Here is a 17251-nt window from a genome sequence, read left to right on the forward strand (position 1 = left end):
TCAGATGTCCCGCGCGGCGCCGACGACAAAGCTCACGGTGGTGGTCGTGCTACCGCCGAAGTTCAAGGTGCCGAAGGTGTTTGCACCCTCGACCTGGTAGGCGCCTGCGGTCCCGCTGACCTGCTTGGCGGCGTCGAGCACCATCCGAACGCCCGAAGCGCCGACCGGATGCCCACCGCCGATCAGCCCGCCACTCGGATTGATCGGTAACCGGCCGCCGATTTCGATCTCGCCGTTCTCGATGGCCTTCCAGGATTCGCCGGGCCCGGTGAGACCGATGTGGTCGATGGCCAGGTATTCGCTCGGCGTGAAGCAGTCGTGTACCTCGAACCCGTCGAGATGCTCGAGCGTCACCTCGGCGCGGCCGAAGGCGTCGTGCACCGCGTCCCGTACGTGTGGCAGCAGGTAGGGATCCTCGCCGGCGTGGTCGAGTTTGTGCTGTAGGGCCAGACCCACGGTCCGGTGGCCCCAGCCCTCGATGCGGCCGAGCGGCCGGGCCCCGGGATGATCACGCAGATACGCGTCGCCGACCAGGACCACGCCGGCTCCGCCGTCGGTCATCGGGCTGCAGTCGAATCGCCGCAGCCGGCCCTCGACGACCGGATTGAGCGGGTTCTCTCCGAACCTGTCGGCCGTCAGATCGGGCACCGTCCAACCGCGCGTCTGAGCATTCGGATTGACCCGCGCATTCCCGAAGTTCACCGCGGCGATGGCCCGTAGGTGTGCGGCGTCCAGGCCGTAGCGGTGGTCGTACTCGTCGGCCACCTGCGAGAACAGCGACGGCCACAGGAATGTCGCGTCCGCTCCCTCGTGGTCGGCCCAGCCGGCGCTGCCGAGGTGGCGGGCCGCGACGTCGCCGGGCACGGTCTTCTCCACTTCGACACCGAGGACCAGTGCACTGCGGTATGCACCGGAGCGCAGATCGGCGATCGCGGCGAGGACCGCGACGCTGCCGGAGGCGCAGGCAGCTTCGTGTCGGGATGACGGGGTGCCCCATAACCCTTCGTGCACGGTCGCGGGCATCGCACCGAGGAGGGCCTGCTGGGCAAACAGTTCACCGAACGCGTTGGCGACGTGGACGACCCCGATGTCGCCGGCCTCGATTCGGGCCGCTGCCAGGGTGTAATCCACGACCTCGCAGGTGAGGTCGGCGAGGTCGAGCTCTTCACGGGTGAGGTTGCGGGCAAAGTCGCTCTGGTAGCCGCCGAGTACCCAGACGTTCTCCATGGGCCCGAGGCTACTACAACTAAGAGAGTGACTGCAGGTGTTCAAAAGCAAACGCCGTGGCGGAGATCCTTCCGGATCCTCGCCACGGCGTTATCTCCGTGAGCGGTGTCGAGCCTGGTCAGTCACCGTGACCATGACCATGGCCGTGGCCATGACCGCGCCACCGTGGCCCGTCGTCGTACCAAGGCCGGACCCAGCCGGGCCCCTCGACGCACGCTTGCGCGTAGCCGTATGGGCCGCTGACGCACAGCTCGGGACCGGCCGATGCCGGCGCTGCTCCGGCGACCGCGATGCCCACCGGCACTGCCAGTGTGCCGAGTCCGACCACAGCTGCCCGCTTCAGTTTCGAACTAATCATTCCCCACCTCCGGGTTGTTTGCCTTTCGCGAGCTCAAAACCCCCGTCTGTGAGAAACCTTAGTACACCTTGCAATATTCCTGCCAGCGGGTTTGGTGATGCGCCACAACGGCTTTGCTCTGAGAGGGAGCTCACATGTCACGGGGTTGAATGCATTTGCGGTCGTCAGAACGCGAGCACCAGCCGTCCGCGCACACCTCCGGCTTCGAGCTTGCGATGCGCCTCGGCGGCCTGCTCGGCCGGATAGCTGGCGGCCACCCGCGTCGTCAGGCTCTTCTTCTCGACCAGTCGACGGAGCCCGTCGCGCTTGTCCCGTGCGTACCGGTAGTCGGGCACCCACACGTCGCGCACGGCGATGTCAGGGCGTCCGGCGAGCGGGCTGGTACCCCGCTCACCCGGGCGGCGCAGCCCGGCGAACTGTCCGCCCGGCCGCACGGCCGGTTCGATCTTGGCGCTCAACAGGGCCGCATCGACGACGGCGTCGACGCCGTCCGGGTGCAGCTGCAGGATCCGGTCGGCCAGTCCGTCACCGCGGGGCAGGACTTCGTCGGCTCCCAACCTGCTGACCAACTCGATGTCGGCGGGTGCGGCGTCGGCGATGACGTTGAGCCCGACGACCTTGGCCAGCTCGACGACATAGCCGCCGACGGCGCCTGCCGCCCCGGTGACAGCGATCCACGAGCCCGGCGGCAGGTCCAGCACATCGAGTGCGCGTCGCGCGGTGAGCCCGTTCATCGGCACGGTTGCCGCCTCGGCATGGCTGGTCCCGGCCGGCGCGTGGGCGACTTGACGTGGATCGAGGACGACATGTTCGGCGTAGGCGCCGCCGGAGGGGTCGATGGGGAAGACGACACCCATCACCCGATCGCCCACCCGCAGGTCGGTATCGGCGCCTGGCCCGATCTCGTCGACAATGCCGGCCAGGTCCATGCCGGGCCGACGTGGGCTCGGGGCGTCGTGGAACGCCGACTCGTCGATGTCGCCGTGGCGCTGCAGCGTATCGGCCGGATTCACCGCCGCTGCATGGACACGCACCCGGATCTGCCCGGGGCCGGCGTGCACGTCAGGGACCTCCTGCAGTTGCAGCACCTCGGGTCCGCCATATTCGGTGATCACGACTGCCTTCATCATTTCTCCAGTATCAGTTCCGCAGGTAGGTATATTTTTGGTACCGCAATGTCCGACCGCAAGAGGGCAGTTTTCAGTGCGCAGGTATCCCCGGAGGTACTGCGCGGAAGGGGGAGCGCGTGGTTGCCACCGCAGACCGTGACGCGATGGTGCGCGACATTCTCGGCCGGATCGGCGACAAATGGTCGGTGATCGTCATCTGCAAGCTGGGGGCGTCGCCGTTGCGTTTCAACGAGTTGAAACGGCGGGTCGACGGCATCACCCAGCGCATGCTCAGCGCGACGTTGCGGGCGTTGGAGCGTGACGGGATCGTCTCGCGCACCGTGCACCCCACCGTGCCGCCGCAGGTCGAGTACGCGCTGACCGACACCGGTCACGGCCTGCTCAAGGTCGTCCAGTCGCTGGCGTACTGGACCGAGGACCATGTCGAGGTGATCAGTGCTGCGCGCGACGAATACGACCGGCGGTCCCACTGAGATGAGTCCACGCGGCATCGTCCTCACCGACGAGTTCACGCATGCCCTCAACCTTCTCGCCGACGGTCGCAACATATTCCTCACCGGCAAGGCGGGTACGGGCAAGTCGACGTTGATCCGGTTGTTCATGCGCGATACGGATCGCAATGTCATGGTGGTCGCGCCCACTGGTATCGCGGCCCTCAATGTCGATGGCTACACCGTCCACCGACTGTTCAGCTTCAACCTGACCACCAGTCTCGAGGAAGTCCGCACCGGCCGGTACTACCCGGGGCGGTTCGCCAAGACCCTCGGCGCACTCGACACCCTCATCATCGACGAAGCCTCGATGGTGCGCGCCGACCTCTTCGACAAGCTCGCCGCCGCGCTCGAACGGTTCGGGCCGCATCCGGGCACGCCGTTCGGCGGTGTACAGATCGTGCTCGTCGGCGACCTGTACCAATTGCCGCCCGTGGTCAGCGAGGGGGAGGCGCGATTCTTCTCGGAGCGTTACGCGACACCGTATTTCTTCTCCGCCGACAGCTTCCGACGTGAGGATTTTCCGACGGTGGCGTTGACGACGGTCTTCCGTCAACTCGGGGACGACCGAATGACCTCGATTCTCAACGAGATCCGCGAAGGTGTGCTGCTCGGTGACGCGCAGGAGCAGCTCAACACCCGGACCGACCCCGAGTTCGTACCGCCCGACGACGAATTCTGGCTCACGCTGGCCCCCACGAACCGACTGGTGACCGCGCGTAACCGCCAGCAACTCGAACGGCTGTCCGGTGACGAAGTCGTCCATCAGTCACGACAATCCGGTGATCTGAGCCTGTTCGACCCACCCGCTGACGACGTGCTGCGGTTGAAGGTCGGGGCCCAGGTCATGATGCTCAACAACGACCAGTCAGATCGGTGGGTCAACGGCACGCTGGGCAGAGTGACCGGAATCGATTGGGACGGCGAACTTGTCGTGGAGGTCGAGTTCCGCGACGGCACGAGTGCCGAGGTCACCGCGTACACCTGGGAGGCGACGCGCCCCGTGGTCGACGGTGGTTCGCTGCGTCACGAGGTGATCGGCACCTTCACGCAGCTGCCGTTCAAGCTCGCGTGGGCCATCACCATTCACAAGAGCCAGGGCCAGACCCTGGACCGCCTGGTCGTCGACCTGACCGGCGGCACCTTCTCGTTCGGACAGCTCTACGTGGCGTTGAGCCGCTGTACGTCGATGAGTGGTCTGGTGCTCAAAAGACCGGTGCTGCCAAAGGATCTCAAGACAGATCGGCGCATTGCGCGGTTCCTGCACGGATCGGTGCAGCAGACACACGCGCGCCGCTTCTGCGCCATCGGCATCGTCACGGTGGGCGAGGAAGGCCGCATGTCGCGGCCCCGGCCCGTCGAGCTCGCCGTGGCGTTCGACGACGGCACGGCCGTCAGCACCCTGGTCAATCCGCAGCGCGATCTGGCCGATGCCCGGCAGGCCTACGGCATCACGGTGTCCGATGTGCTGTTGGCGCCCACCCTCGCCGAGGCATGGGGAGTGATCGCGCCGATGCTCGTCGGCTGTACCCCGGTCGGGGCGGGCATCGACGAAACCCTCGGCCTCATCGACTTCGAGCTCAAACGACTGGGTTATGTGACGGCGATGCCGCTCGGGGTGGACGTCGCCGGGCCCAGGCGTGTCGGCGCGACGGCGCTCGCCCGGGCATCGGCAGCGCTCGAGGCGCTGGACGTTGCCCAGGACGCCCCGTCGACACCATTCGATGAACCGCCAGAATCGGTTTCGGGCCACCTGGTGAGTCGTAGCCATGATGTGCCGACCCCCGCATCGGTCCACCTACCCGCGCTGTCAGCGTTGCTCGACGTCAGCCGCAGCGTTGGGCGCGCGTTGCTCGGTGACCTCGATGTGCGCGGTGCGGCAGCAGAGACCCCGTGGATCGCGGCTGCGCGGCATTCCGTTGCCGCACAGCTGCGTACTGCGGCCGCCAGGACCCGGCTGACCGAGGAAGCCGTGGCACGACTGCGTGCCGCCGAACAGCTTCTCGGCGTTGAAATCATCGACGACTCAGTTGAATCGGCGCTCACCGGTGACGACATTTCGGCGGTGCTGGTCCCGGGTGCGCGGGTCTGTTTCACCGGGACCGCGCAGAACAAGCAGGGCCACATCCTGTCCCGTGAAGAGATGATGGCTCTCGCCGCCGACGCGGGACTCAAACCGGTGCCGTCGGTGACCAAGACCCGGTGCGAGGTTCTGGTGACGGCCGAGGTCGGCACGCAGTCCGGCAAGGCACGCAAGGCTCAGGAATTCGGTAAGCCGGTGTTCTCTGCCGACGAGTTCTTCAGTTGGGTCGACTCCCGGCGATGACTTTTGCCGAAACTCGCGGTCTTAACCGTGGAACCCGACCGGAGGAGGTAGGTGCATGGGAGCGTTGGATGGCAAGATCGCGCTGATCACCGGAGGTGCACGAGGACAGGGCCGCGCGCACGCCATAACGCTGGCCCGTGCCGGCGCCGACATCGTGACCTGCGATATCGCCGCCGAGGTGGAGGACGTCGACTACCCGCTCGCCACCCCTGCCGATCTCGAGCAGACCGTCGCCGCGGTGCAGTCGCTCGGCCGGCGTTGTCTTGCGGTGACGGCTGACGTTCGGGATCTCGCGGCGATGCAGGGCATGGTCGCCCAGGCCATCGACGAGTTCGGCGGGATCGATGTGGTGATCGCCAACGCCGGCATTGCGAGCAATGCGGTGCTGCCGTCCGGAGTGAACACGCCGATGATCCACAACCCGGCCACCTACCGGGTCATCCGACGGGATCTGGAGAACCCGGGGCTGGACGATGTCGAGGAGATGTTCCGGCAGGGACGTCCACGGCCGGGGCTCCTGGAACCCGAGGACGTCGCGAACGCTGTGCTCTACCTCGTGTCCGAGCAGGGCCGCCTGCAGACCGGCGAGTCGATGGTCCTGTCGAACGGGCTGAACTAGGGCAGCGCCACCGGGTAGTCCATCTGCATGGTGATGCATATTTCGATCACAGAGGGCTTCGTCTGGCCTGAGATCAATATTTCGAGCATTTTGCGTGCAAGGGCGTAAGATCGATTTATGGATCATTCTGTCGCGTTGGTGTACGACCTCGCCGAACTCGGCGACCGTATCCGCGCGGCCCGACAAGCGAAAGGTCTTCACCAGGAGGAACTCGCCGAACGCATCGGCGTCACCCGAATGACAATCTCCCGACTCGAGCGCGGAGATGCTGTCAGTGCCGACACGGCGCTCCGCGCGCTATCGGAATGCGGCTACGCCATTGCGGTGGCGCCAAAGTTCACCCGCGTGGCGGTCATCGATGCCACGTAAGGGGCTCGATGTTTGGCTTTACGGGGTCAGGGTGGCGCGCCTCACGGAGCCGAGTCGCTTCCGGTTGCGGCTTGACTTCACTGACGATGCGTTCGACACATTCGGTGAAGGCAGCCGTGTTTTGTCGCTGGCTCTGCCGATTTCACGACGGCCTGCCAAGGATGGCGGGGTCCGTGCTGGTCATATGGTGTCAGCGTTCATCGAAGGCCTGCTGCCGGAAGGTAACCTACGAAATCACCTCGCCACCGAAGCGGGTGTGCCGGTCACCGACACGATGAGCCTGCTTGAACAGGTCGGCGCGGAATGTGCTGGCGCCGTTCAGATCGTTCCCGAGGGAACATTCCCCGGTGACGGCCACGCTCGGAGGCTCACCGACGATGAGGTCACCCGACTGGTCGCCGACCTACCCACCTACCACTTGCCCGACGGGACAACGCCTCAGGCCTCGTTGGCCGGGATACAGGACAAGGTATTGCTGGTGGCGATGCCGGATGGCGGCTGGGGCTGGCCAGAATCGGGTGCGGCATCTACCCACCTCATCAAACCCGAACCGCTCAGCGGCGCGATCGCTCACCTCGTCCAGACAGAGAACTGGGCACTGCACGTGGCAGGCAGCGCTGACCTACCAGCCGCGCGATCGCGCCTGGAAACCTTTGACGAACGGGAAGCGATCGTGGTGACCCGCTATGACCGCACCCCGACCGGCGACCGTCATCATCAGGAAGACTTCTGCCAGGCCCTCGGTCTTGACCCACAGGCCAAATACGAGAGCACCGGCGAAGTCGGGCGGCTGGGATCACGGTTGGGGCGGATAGCCCGCGCGGCTGCACCACGGTCGCACGAGCCAGAGGCCTTCCGGATCGCGCTACTGCAGGCAGTGACATTCAATGTGGTCATCGGCAATGGCGATGCTCATTCGAAGAACTACTCACTGCTGATCGATCGCGACGGGAGTGTTTCTCTCGCACCAATTTACGATGCCGCACCGGTCATGCATCTCGATTCCCGGTTCAAGAGCACCGCGCACGTCATCAATGGCAAGACAAACATCGACGGCATTGGCGTGGACGACCTCGCCGCCGAGGCCCGCTCGTGGGGGATGTCGCAAAAGCGGGCCGACGCGACGATTCGCTCCTGCATGGAACGGGTGTACGCAGCGGCTGGCGCGGTGGCTCTGCCATCGGGCGCCGAGCAATTGCGGGTGAACTTTGAGCAGCTCTGGCGGAGGCGGTCTTGGCCGGTGTAGTTGCGGTGCAAGACATCGGTTCCGGGCTTAGCGATGCACGAGTGGAAATGCATAACCATGCGGTTTCGGTAGCTGGATCGGCGACGTGAATGGCCCGAAAGGTCGTGCTTCGACGCGAAGTGACGGTAGAACGTGCCCAGCGGCCCCCGCGGTCAGCGGTGATCGGCGCGGCCGAGGCTTCCTCGACGCCTTGCCCGAGGAATCGCGCCAGCACGGCTTGCCGCGAAGCTGCCCGCGTTCGCTTACTGCGGGTTCCTACCACAACGCGTTTGTGTAGTGAGAGGACCGCTACGCCGCCCTCGGTGATCTGTACGGGGTGCACGGCATCACGGTGCGACGGCGCCACCGGGTATCCGATCTCACGAAGCTGAACGGTTGCGCGTTGGTTGCGTCGTGACGACAATCCCTCCATGACCGCATCCGAATCTTTCCCCACTGATTCCACCCCCGCGCTGTCGGCGCTCAAACCGCAGCTCGAAGCGCTGGCGGCCAGTCTGGGCGTCAAGTCGGTGCTGGTGATGCGCTCAGAGCCCGACTCCATGGTGGTGGCCGCCACCGCCGGTGAAGCCGCCCAGCACTACACCATCGGGGCCGCGGGCAAGAAGGCCGGCACAGACGCCGACCGGACTCCGCTGTACTGCGAACGTGTCGTCGACACCGATGAGGCACTCCACGTTCGGGATTCACGTGAGGACGAGACTTTCGCGGGCAATGAAGACGAGACCGAGTTCGGCCTGCACAACTACCTGGGCGTGGCGGTTCACGACAGCACCGGACAGGTTGTCGGGACGGTCTGCGTTCTGGACGACACCGCACGCGACTACTCCGAGGACGAACGTGCTGAACTGGAGCGTGTGCGTGCCGATGTCGAGCAGATCGTTGCGACCGACTCCGACGCGCTCGGCTGAGCGCGGACGACGCACTACGACCGCTGAACTGTGCCCCCGGCAGGATTCGAACCTGACAAGCGCGGGCCGGGTCAACTAGCCGATTGACCTGTAATTACGTTGTGGCCCAGTAGAGTACGACAGATCTGTTTCATGCCAGCACGCTCAACTGAGGCCTCTTACTGATAGTATGGAAAGCACGTTAAGGGCACGCGGGTAGCTAACCCGCAGGTCAGCGCGCACTGTGTCAGGAACCAATTTCAGATTTTGAATCAGAGGGGTCCCCGTGCCACTCACCAAATCTGCACGGCACCTGCTCATTTGGACGTCAAATGGTTGCGCGTCCCACCACTCTTCGGATAGCCGCCGCGGATTCTTTGGTGCCTGATTTGAATCCTGTTCTGTCGTAGAAAGTTTCGGGAGGGCACCGGTAGATGGGTTGCGGAGGATGAAGACCGAAGGTCTTCTTCCAGGGTGGCGTCGATGCGCTCATCGACCAGCCGCCACATCGTGGTGGTCGAGGCTTTCGCACCCAGGACATGCTCACGGTCGCCGCATAGCTGTCCGACTCCGTCGATGCAGTCCGCCCCGTCAGCGACCGCGGCCGCCAGATCGGCGAACACTTCCCCGGGCGTACACCCACGGGCTGCGGTACGTGTCCGCCAACAGGCGGTGACCTGCGCCGATAACCTCGTCCGGTCGGCGAGCTCCCGCGCCATCCCGGTATGCGACACGACACCGTGGCCGGCGGCGGACACTTTCAACTGCGATCCCGCCGCGATATTCTTCACTTGCGAAGTGCCTTCCCGTCGGGATCTTTGAACCGTGGAGAAGTCCAATTCTCCCTTGCAGGACAGGAACATTCGCTTATCTACACCCCGACACGCACAACATCTCGCGAAAAATCTGTTGCCCAACCCGTTCTGCTGACGAGCGAGGTTGACGGGCGTGTGCCAAGACACATTCCGGACTTCGTTCTGATCACTGCTAACCGGGGCTGTCGTGGTCGACGTCAAACCCCAACATCGGCTGGCCGACCCCAAGGTTTCGTCGACTTCTGCTTGGACCCGCATAGCTGTGACCGCCGCCTCAGAAGTTCTCGTGTCAAGCGGTACATGAGTGTTTCCGGAGCAGGACGGGCCGTCCAGCATGACGACGTCGAACCGGCAGGGGTCGTTCTCGCTCAGCTCTATATCTGATTCTCGCCTCCGTCCACGTACAGGTTTGAACCGACCATGAAACTGCTGTCCGACGAGGCCAGAAAGGCCACGGCGGCAGCCACCTCGTCCGGTCGCCCCGTCCGTCCGATCGCGAGACCAGCGGCCTGGTTTGCTTTGAACTCGGCCACGTTCTCCGCGCCCGCGACGCCGGCGAGGAGTTCGGTGAGCCCGGGGGTATCGGTGGGTCCGGGCGAAATCGCGTTCACCCGGATGTTGCGCCCAATTAGCTCTTTCGCCCACGTACGGGCAAAGGAGCGTAGCGCGGCCTTGGATGCGCCGTAGGCGCCGAATGCGGGCGTGCCGCGATCGGCAGCGGTTGAGGCGTTGAGGATGATCGAGGCGTCATCGTTGAACAGGGGTAGCGCCTTCTGGACGGTGAAAAGGGTGCCCTTGACGTTGACGTCGAAGATTTGGTCGTACGCCTCTTCTGTGATCTGGTCGATGGTGGCGAAAGAGGCGGCCGCCGCGTTAGCGAACAGCACGTCCAGGCCCCGCCCATGCGTACGGACCGTTTCGTAGAGACGGTCGAGATCAGCCGGGTTTGTGATGTCCCCCTGGACCGCGGTGCTCGATGGGCCGATGGAGTTCACAGCATCTTCCAGTTCGCTCTGACGACGGCCGAAGATGAAGACATGGGCGCCCTCGGCCGCCAATCGGGCCGCGCTGGCCCGGCCGATTCCGTTGGTACCGCCACCGGTGACCACCGCCGTCTTGCCTTCTAATCTGCGCATCTCTACCTCCTGAGGGTTCTGCACTGGTCAGTGCGTAACTCGAACACTAGCAGTTCTTCACCGGTCAGTGCACAAGGGATATGATGCGGAAGTGGAGATCACCCGTAAAGCGCAGACGGGTCGGCCAAGGGAATTCGATACCGACCAGGCGCTGGACCAGGCAGTGTTGTTGTTCTGGAGGCAGGGCTATGAGGGAACAAGCCTCAGCGATCTGGAAAACGCCATGGGCATCACTCGCAAGAGCGTGTACGCAGCCTTCGGGAACAAGGAAGAACTGTTCCGGAAGGCGTTGCAACGGTATTCGGAAGGTCCTGCCGCGTACGGGCTTGAGTCTCTGCGGCAGCCGACCGCGAGGGAGGTGGCTACCGCTTTCCTCAACGGGTCCGTCGAGACGTCGACCCGGCCTGGCGGGCCAGCCGGATGCCTCGGGGTTGCGGCCGCCCTGACTGTCGGCGCAGCGAACCAACCCATTCAAGATGCCCTACGAACGTGGCGCGATGGTGGTCAGGCTGCCCTGCGTGAAAGGTTCCAGCGGGCCATAGACGAACGGGATCTGCCTGCGAATGCCGATGCTGGATCGATTGCTCAATATGTGATGACGGTGTCGAACGGTATCGCCGTGCAGGCATTAGGTGGGGCCACACGCGACGAGTTGCACCGGGTGGCGGTTGCAGCGCTAAAGACCTGGCCGCCTGCCTGTTCCGGCCCAGCTTGATCATCTGACTGGCCGCCGGGCGCACCTCCCTGCTGGCCGCCGCGATCAGCGCTCACGCCTTCCATGGCACCAAGCGGACTATGGGCAAGGAGGTTTCCGGGCTGGCCGGAAATCGCCACCCGCAGATTGCGCCGTACGGAAGCTTCCGCTGCCGCGACGGGTGGTTACAACTCGCGGTGGGGACCGAAGCCATCTGGAGGCAATTCGCGCCGACAATCGGCCTAGACGCCGAGGATCCCCGATTCCGCGCCAACCATCTGCGGGTAGCCAAACGCGAGGGGCTCGTCACCACGATCGAGCGCGCGTTGGCCTGCATCGACCGCGATGACTTCCTCGGCCAGCTGGCGGGGGTCGGTGTGCCCGCCGGTGCGATTCGGAGTCTGGACGAGGTGTACGAATCGGAACAAACCCGAAGCCAAGGCCTACTCATTAATGTCGATCATTCAGCAGTCGGCCGGCTCGATCAGTCTGCCGGGACCAGCAATTCGCATCGAGACCCCGACCGGGCTGACCCTCCTTCGTGAAGGGCATGACGCACCACCAGTCCTCGGCGAGGACACCGACGCAGTGTTGTCTATCGAGAACCTGGTAACGGGTGTAGAAGTGACCGAACTCTATGTGCCCGACAGTATTGTGGTGCTGGCGCCAGGTCAGGAATGGCGAACCGTGTGGGAATCGGCCATTCGTTGGAACGACTACGAAGAGAAGCGCTTACGTTCTCCGCAGTTGAATCTGCGTGAGCTGGGCACTGTATTCGTTGGTGATATCACGTATGAAGACCTGAACCGTGGTAGCCAACGCTCTAGGTGGAACCCGGTTTGTGCGTTCTACGGTTTTTAGTGATTCGTGGAAATGTTGAATGCCCACTGATTCAAAACACTGCGCAACCGTTGCGTATTAATGGCAGGCTAGGCCACTTGAAATATCCTAACCCGAATTGGTAGGAAACGTGCATATCCTGTTATTAACTGAATCCCGCTGGGGGAGTCGCTGGGGCCGGGTGCCGATCGTGCGGGGCTGGTGTGGCTAGGGGATCGCCCGCTTGGCTGTGACAGCTTGAAAGCACGCGCAGAGCACGCGGTTCGGTCTAGCTACCTTCAAAATGAACCCGCTAGCTGCGGGTAGTTGATGGTCAGTTAAGTGCCCCCGGCAGGATTCGAACCTGCGACACCGGCTTTAGGAGAGCCGTGCTCTATCCCCTGAGCTACGGGGGCGGCGTGGACCGGTTGGATTCCGTGCGGTCCGGTGGTGCTGCACGATCGGACTCGGGTTCCGAACGTGCGGGCAACAGCGTACCGCCCTGACGCGTTGGACGGCGGACGGCTAGGCGGGATTGCACTTCCACGCGCTGCCTTCACCCTCCCAGCGGCATATTCATGAATTTGTCGAGAGCTTCGCCGAAGGGCTCGACCTCGAAGTCAGGTTCGAAGTAGGTGACGGCGGTGCCTGGAGGGAGGTCCGGTGAGGTGCACAGCCCTGCGTCCGCGGCCCCTCTGTCACGAACAAGAGCCGTTGGGTGCCCGGGAATTCGTGATCGTCTTCCGTCGGTCAAGGCGAGCCGGTCAGCGCAGTTCCGCGATCACCTTCGCAAATGCGTCGGCATGGTTGGCCTGCACGATCACGTAGCTGATGCCGTATTTTTCGCGCAGCCCGCGAAGCTTGTCGGCCATCGCCCCGACTGACCCGGACAGCACACCGGGGTGGCGCAGCAACTGCTCATCGGTGAGATCGGGGAGGAACCGCCGGGGGAGTGCAAGGTTCGGCATCTCGGAATCGGGTGCGGGCATCGCGGTGATGGCGATGTTGAGTTCGAGTGCGTCGGAGCGTTCCCCGGCGGCGTTGCGCAGAAAGGAGATTCGCTCCGCGAGCGGATCGTTGTCGACGTGGGAGCCGCCGGTGAGCCCGACGATGTCGGCGGTCTCGGCCGCGACCGTCAACAACCGGTCTCCGTTGCCGGCGATCAGGATCGGTACGTCGGGTACATGTTCGCGGAGGTGCTCGGTCACATGGCGCAGGTAGTCGATGCGTTCCCGCGCGCTGGGGAACGGCAGCTCGGCGGCGTCGAATTCCTCGCGCACGTACCCGGCGCCCAGGCCGACCTCGAAGCGTCCGCCGGACAGGTCACGCAGGGCTGCCACGTCGCGGGCCAGTAGCGCTGGCTTGTAGAAACAGGCGTTGAGCACGAAGGTCCCGATGCGCAGCGTGGTGGTGGCGTTGGCCGCGGTCGTCAGCGTCGGGAATGGTGCGGGTGCGCCGAGGTGGTCGGGCACGTGGATCACGTCGTAGCCGAGATCTTCGGCGCGCCGCGCGGCGTCGGCCACCTGGGATTGGGATTCGGCTGTATGCACACTGACGCCGAAGCGGAAATCGTTGGGCATCACTCGATCCTAGGCAAGGCGGCACAATGTTTGGTGGCCAGCACGCGGGGCAATCTTGAGCCGTGAGCAGCCATCCCACCGTGGGCGTCGAGGAAGAGTTCCTCCTGGTAGATCCGCAGCACGGCGAACCGGTCGCCCGCAACACCGCGGTCGCGGAGTATGCGGACGCACGCGGAATCCACTTGCAGCTCGAGCTGACCAGCTGCCAGGTGGAGACCACTACGGACGTGATGAGCAGCAGCAGCGCGCTGCGCGAGGAACTCAGCCGATTGCGTCGGGTCGCCACCGACGCCGCCGAGGCCAACGGTGCCCGCCTGCTGGCGGCCGGGCTGCCACCGACGGTGCCGCACACGTTTCCGGTGACGGACACTGCGCGCTACCGCAGGATTGCCGACCGGTTCGGCATGATCGCCCACGAGCAGGGCATCTGCGGGTGCCATGTGCATGTCGCGGTGCCCGACCGTGAGGCGGCGATCGACGTCAGCAACCGGATCCGACCATGGCTGCATCTCTTGTTGGCACTGACCGCGAACTCGGCGATCTACCGCAACACCGACAGCGGGTACGCAAGCTTCCGCAGCATGTTGTGGGCCCGTTGGCCCAGCGCCGGACCGCCGCCGCACTTCGACTCGGCCGCGGACTACGACGCCGCGGTTCACACACTGCTTCAGTCCGGAGCGGCGCTCGACGCGGGCATGATCTATTGGGATGTCCGCCCGTCGTCCAACTTCCCGACCGTGGAGGTCCGCGTCGCCGATGTGCCCGCCACGGTGGCCGAGACGGTACTGCTTGCGACGTTGATCAGGGCCGGCGTCATGACGGCACTGCGAGCGCGCGAGAACGACGACCCGACACCGCGGCTCACCGACAGCGCGGTGCGGGCCGCGCATTGGAAGTCCGCGCACGACGGCCTGGACGGCCATTCGATCGACCTGGTGCACGGCAACGCGACCGGGCCGACGGAGATGCTGCTGGCCAAACTCGTCAACCAGGTGCGGCCCGCACTGGAGGAGTTGGGCGACTACGACATGGTGCGTGAGGAATTGGCGCGCATCGTCAAGCAGGGCAATGGCGCGATGCGACAGCGCCGGGCCTGGCAGCGCCGCGGCGAGGTCGCCGACGTCATTGCCGAACTCGCGGAGGCGACCGTGGCCGGGGTCTAGCGTTGCGACGGCTCCCAGGAGCGTGCGGTCGCGGCAAGCCCCTGCACCAATGCGCTCGTCACCGGGGACAGGCCGTCATCGCCGGGCAACGGGCTGCGCGGGCTGAGGCCGCGCACGCGTGGGGGTAGTTCCAATTGCACCCCGTGTACCCGGTTGACCGGGTTGTCGGGGTGTAGACCACGCAGCTCGCGTGGAATGGCGTCCAGATCGGTGATCACCTGGTAGCCAGGTATCTCGACGTGGCGGGCCAGATGACGGGCCAGCGCCCGGTTGGGTCCGCCGGCCAGGAGTTGGGTGCTGCGACCGATACGGCCGTACCCGTGCAGCGAGATCACGACGTCGACATGGTGGAGGAATTCGGTGAGCTGTGCCGACTCCTCCGGCAGGTAGTTCGCCGACGACAGGTGGTGCGGATAGCGGTCGGGGTGGCGCACCACGTACAGCGACGCGCCGGCGGCGTCGGCAGCGCGTTCGGCGATCACGTCGGTCATCTGTTCGAGGCCGCCGCCGTGGATCGCCATGAAGCCGAACCGCGACCGCAGCACGTTGTCCTCGACAATGCCCGGCTCGGCGAGAAGGGATGAGAGTGACTGGGGAGCAGGCGAAGTCGAAATGGCGCGCTGCGGCCAATGCATGGGATCCCAGCGACGCAGGAATTCGATCCAGCGTTGCGGCAGGTCGTGGTGCACGGCGCCGGCGATGATGCGTTCCAGGTAACCGGCCCGCGGCGGCCCCGGATTCACGCGATGGTCGATGTAGACCCATGCGGTCGCCGGCCCGCCCGCGGTGTGCACGGTCAGCCGGTCGCGCCGGTACCGCACCGGCACTCCTTCGGCGCTGTCGAGCGCGGCCAGATCCCGGTCGGTCAGCTGCCACAGCACACCGTGCACCTGGGATCCGTCGAACGGTTCGACAGTGGCCACGCCGCGTTCATTGATCAGCCAATCGTGGCCGTCCAGACGCGCGGGCTGCGGGTCGACGGCGCCCGGGCAGCGGGCAGCCATCTGTGTCACACACAGATTCGAGCCGTAGGCGAAGTAGAGGTGACGCACTCAGCCGGTGACGGTCAGATAGATGAGCACCACGTTGAGCACTGTAATGACTGCGGCCACCGCCCAGCCGAGCACCGTCGTCACCCGATGATTCGCATCGATGCCCATCAGCCCTTTATCGCTGGTCAACCGCACCAACGGGATCAGCGCGAACGGTATCCCGAACGACAGCACCACCTGCGACAGCACCAGGACCCGGCTGGGGTCCACGCCGATCGCCAGGATGGCCAGCGCGGGGATGAGGGTGACCAGCCGGCGCAGCAGCAGCGGATAGCTCCGCCGCAGCAGACCCTGCATGATCATCGCGCCGGCATACGCGCCGACCGACGTCGATGCCAGACCCGAGGCCAGCAGGCCGATCGCGAACAGCAGCGCGACCGTCGGCCCCAGGGCGTCGCGGACTGCAGCGTGGGCGCCTTCGATCGAGTCGGTGTCCTCGCGGCCCTGCAGGTTGGTCGCCGCGACCAGCAGCATGGAGAGGTTCACCGCACCGGCCACCACCATGGCGAGCCCGACATCGATGCGGGTCACCCGCAGCAACATGCGGCGTCTGGGGCCGGGGGCGGGATGTCCGTGCCGGTCGCGGGCCAGCCCGGAGTGCAGGTAGACGGCGTGCGGCATCACGGTTGCCCCGAGCATGGCGGTGGCCAGCAGAATGCTCTCGGCGCCTTCGAAGCGGGGGATCAGCCCATTGGCGACCTCGGCCGCGGGCGGGGCCTCGACGAACAAACTCGTCAGAAAGCCGATCGCGATGACCAGCAGCAGGCCGCTGATCACCCGCTCGAAAACCTGCTGTCCCCGCCGGTTCTGCACGGCCAACAGCAGCAGCGACACTGCTCCGGTGATCACGCCACCGATCAGCAGCGGCAAGTCGAACAGCAGGTACAGCGCGATCGCGCCGCCCACGACTTCGGCGAGATCGGTTGCCATGGCGACCAATTCGGCCTGCAACCAGTAGGCAATACGGCTTCGGGTGCGGGTGTGCTCGGCGATCGCCTCGGGTAGGGAGTGGCCGGTCACCAGACCGAGCTTCGCGGAGAGGTACTGCACCAGGCCTGCCATGACGTTGGCGACGACGATCACCCACACCAGCAGGAAGCCGAATTGTGCGCCCGCGCTGATGTTGGCGGCGACGTTGCCGGGGTCGACGTAGGCGATCGCGGCAACGAAGGCGGGTCCGAGCAGTAGCCAACTCGGCCGCGTGCGCACTTTGGCGTCCTCGAGCACCTGAAAATCCACCTTTCTATCCGGTTAGTCGAATAGAAAAGTTAGGGTAGCCGAAACCTCGTGCGTGGGTCTAGCGGGACATTCCGCGCTATGTGATTGATCGACATGGTTT

At 65.0% G+C, this 17251-nt stretch carries 17 protein-coding genes, 1 tRNA gene and 1 pseudogene; 10 read left to right on the forward strand and 9 right to left on the reverse strand.

Annotated features, from left to right (window positions below; translation table 11 throughout):
• The 3 genes from M1247_RS33635 to M1247_RS33645 form a co-directional block, all read right to left on the reverse strand.
• Positions 1 to 1227 (reverse strand): acetyl-CoA acetyltransferase, encoded by a 1227-nt coding sequence (locus M1247_RS33635; protein ID WP_317160778.1) that lies wholly within the window; start codon positions 1225 to 1227, stop codon positions 1 to 3.
• 118 nt (positions 1228 to 1345) lie between these two features.
• A complete protein-coding gene (locus tag M1247_RS33640) occupies positions 1346 to 1585 on the reverse strand; it encodes a hypothetical protein (protein ID WP_317160779.1) in 240 nt (79 codons plus the stop codon).
• Between the two features lie 164 nt (positions 1586 to 1749).
• Entirely contained in the window at positions 1750 to 2715 is a 966-nt protein-coding gene (locus tag M1247_RS33645) for an NADP-dependent oxidoreductase (RefSeq protein WP_317160780.1), read from the reverse strand.
• 116 nt (positions 2716 to 2831) lie between these two features.
• Here M1247_RS33645 and M1247_RS33650 point away from each other — a divergent pair, with 116 nt between their 5' ends.
• The 6 genes from M1247_RS33650 (at position 2832) to M1247_RS33680 (ending at position 8674) form a co-directional block, all read left to right on the forward strand.
• Positions 2832 to 3188 (forward strand): winged helix-turn-helix transcriptional regulator, encoded by a 357-nt coding sequence (locus tag M1247_RS33650; protein ID WP_317160781.1) that lies wholly within the window; start codon positions 2832 to 2834, stop codon positions 3186 to 3188.
• A 1-nt stretch (position 3189) separates the two neighbouring features.
• Positions 3190 to 5532 carry an AAA family ATPase gene (locus M1247_RS33655; RefSeq protein WP_317160782.1) on the forward strand — a complete coding sequence of 781 codons (2343 nt, stop codon included), beginning with the start codon at positions 3190 to 3192 and terminating at the stop codon, positions 5530 to 5532.
• 55 nt (positions 5533 to 5587) lie between these two features.
• Positions 5588 to 6151, forward strand: coding sequence for an SDR family oxidoreductase (locus M1247_RS33660; protein WP_317160783.1), 564 nt, complete (start codon positions 5588 to 5590; stop codon positions 6149 to 6151).
• Between the two features lie 117 nt (positions 6152 to 6268).
• On the forward strand, positions 6269 to 6520 hold the full coding sequence (locus tag M1247_RS33665) for a type II toxin-antitoxin system RelB family anti-toxin (RefSeq protein WP_317160784.1): 252 nt from the start codon (positions 6269 to 6271) through the stop codon (positions 6518 to 6520).
• Positions 6510 to 7766: a type II toxin-antitoxin system HipA family toxin gene (locus tag M1247_RS33670; RefSeq protein ID WP_317160811.1), complete on the forward strand. Its 1257-nt coding sequence runs from the start codon at positions 6510 to 6512 to the stop codon at positions 7764 to 7766. The genes M1247_RS33665 and M1247_RS33670 overlap by 11 nt, the downstream gene beginning before the upstream one ends.
• 410 nt (positions 7767 to 8176) lie before the next feature.
• Positions 8177 to 8674, forward strand: a complete 498-nt coding sequence (locus M1247_RS33680) for a GAF domain-containing protein (RefSeq protein WP_317160785.1) — start codon at positions 8177 to 8179, stop codon at positions 8672 to 8674.
• 455 nt (positions 8675 to 9129) lie between these two features.
• Here M1247_RS33680 and M1247_RS33685 read toward each other — a convergent pair.
• Positions 9130 to 9444, reverse strand: a pseudogene (locus M1247_RS33685) (IS1380 family transposase); the annotation flags it as partial.
• A gap of 398 nt (positions 9445 to 9842) precedes the next feature.
• Positions 9843 to 10628 carry an SDR family NAD(P)-dependent oxidoreductase gene (locus M1247_RS33690; protein WP_317160786.1) on the reverse strand — a complete coding sequence of 262 codons (786 nt, stop codon included), beginning with the start codon at positions 10626 to 10628 and terminating at the stop codon, positions 9843 to 9845.
• A 67-nt stretch (positions 10629 to 10695) separates the two neighbouring features.
• Between M1247_RS33690 and M1247_RS33695 the strand changes: the two genes are divergently transcribed.
• From M1247_RS33695 to M1247_RS33705, 3 genes are all read left to right on the forward strand, one after another.
• Positions 10696 to 11319 (forward strand): TetR/AcrR family transcriptional regulator, encoded by a 624-nt coding sequence (locus tag M1247_RS33695; RefSeq protein WP_317160787.1) that lies wholly within the window; start codon positions 10696 to 10698, stop codon positions 11317 to 11319.
• 80 nt (positions 11320 to 11399) lie between these two features.
• The gene (locus M1247_RS33700; RefSeq protein WP_317160788.1) at positions 11400 to 11843 is read left to right on the forward strand and encodes a CoA transferase; all 444 of its coding nucleotides are present in this window, start codon (positions 11400 to 11402) and stop codon (positions 11841 to 11843) included.
• Positions 11752 to 12159, forward strand: coding sequence for a DUF8453 domain-containing protein (locus M1247_RS33705; protein WP_317160813.1), 408 nt, complete (start codon positions 11752 to 11754; stop codon positions 12157 to 12159). Before M1247_RS33700 ends, M1247_RS33705 begins: the two co-directional genes overlap by 92 nt.
• Before the next feature lie 301 nt (positions 12160 to 12460).
• Here the strand turns inward: M1247_RS33705 and M1247_RS33710 are convergent.
• Together M1247_RS33710 and M1247_RS33715 are read right to left on the reverse strand one after the other, a co-directional pair.
• Positions 12461 to 12533: transfer RNA gene (locus tag M1247_RS33710), tRNA-Arg, on the reverse strand.
• A gap of 348 nt (positions 12534 to 12881) precedes the next feature.
• A complete protein-coding gene (locus M1247_RS33715; protein ID WP_317160789.1) occupies positions 12882 to 13697 on the reverse strand; it encodes an LLM class F420-dependent oxidoreductase in 816 nt (271 codons plus the stop codon).
• A 62-nt stretch (positions 13698 to 13759) separates the two neighbouring features.
• On the opposite strand from M1247_RS33715, the gene M1247_RS33720 reads away from it, so the two are divergent.
• The gene (locus tag M1247_RS33720) at positions 13760 to 14860 is read left to right on the forward strand and encodes a glutamate--cysteine ligase 2 (RefSeq protein WP_317160790.1); all 1101 of its coding nucleotides are present in this window, start codon (positions 13760 to 13762) and stop codon (positions 14858 to 14860) included.
• On the opposite strand, the gene M1247_RS33725 is transcribed toward M1247_RS33720, so the two are convergent.
• On the reverse strand, positions 14857 to 15912 hold the full coding sequence (locus M1247_RS33725; protein ID WP_317160791.1) for a poly-gamma-glutamate hydrolase family protein: 1056 nt from the start codon (positions 15910 to 15912) through the stop codon (positions 14857 to 14859). The two genes, M1247_RS33720 and M1247_RS33725, sit on opposite strands and share 4 nt — an antisense overlap.
• Positions 15913 to 17139, reverse strand: a complete 1227-nt coding sequence (locus tag M1247_RS33730) for an Nramp family divalent metal transporter (protein WP_317160812.1) — start codon at positions 17137 to 17139, stop codon at positions 15913 to 15915.
• Positions 17140 to 17251 lie beyond the last annotated feature (112 nt).

Source organism: Mycobacterium appelbergii (genome assembly GCF_032883035.1).
GTDB lineage: Bacteria > Actinomycetota > Actinomycetes > Mycobacteriales > Mycobacteriaceae > Mycobacterium > Mycobacterium appelbergii.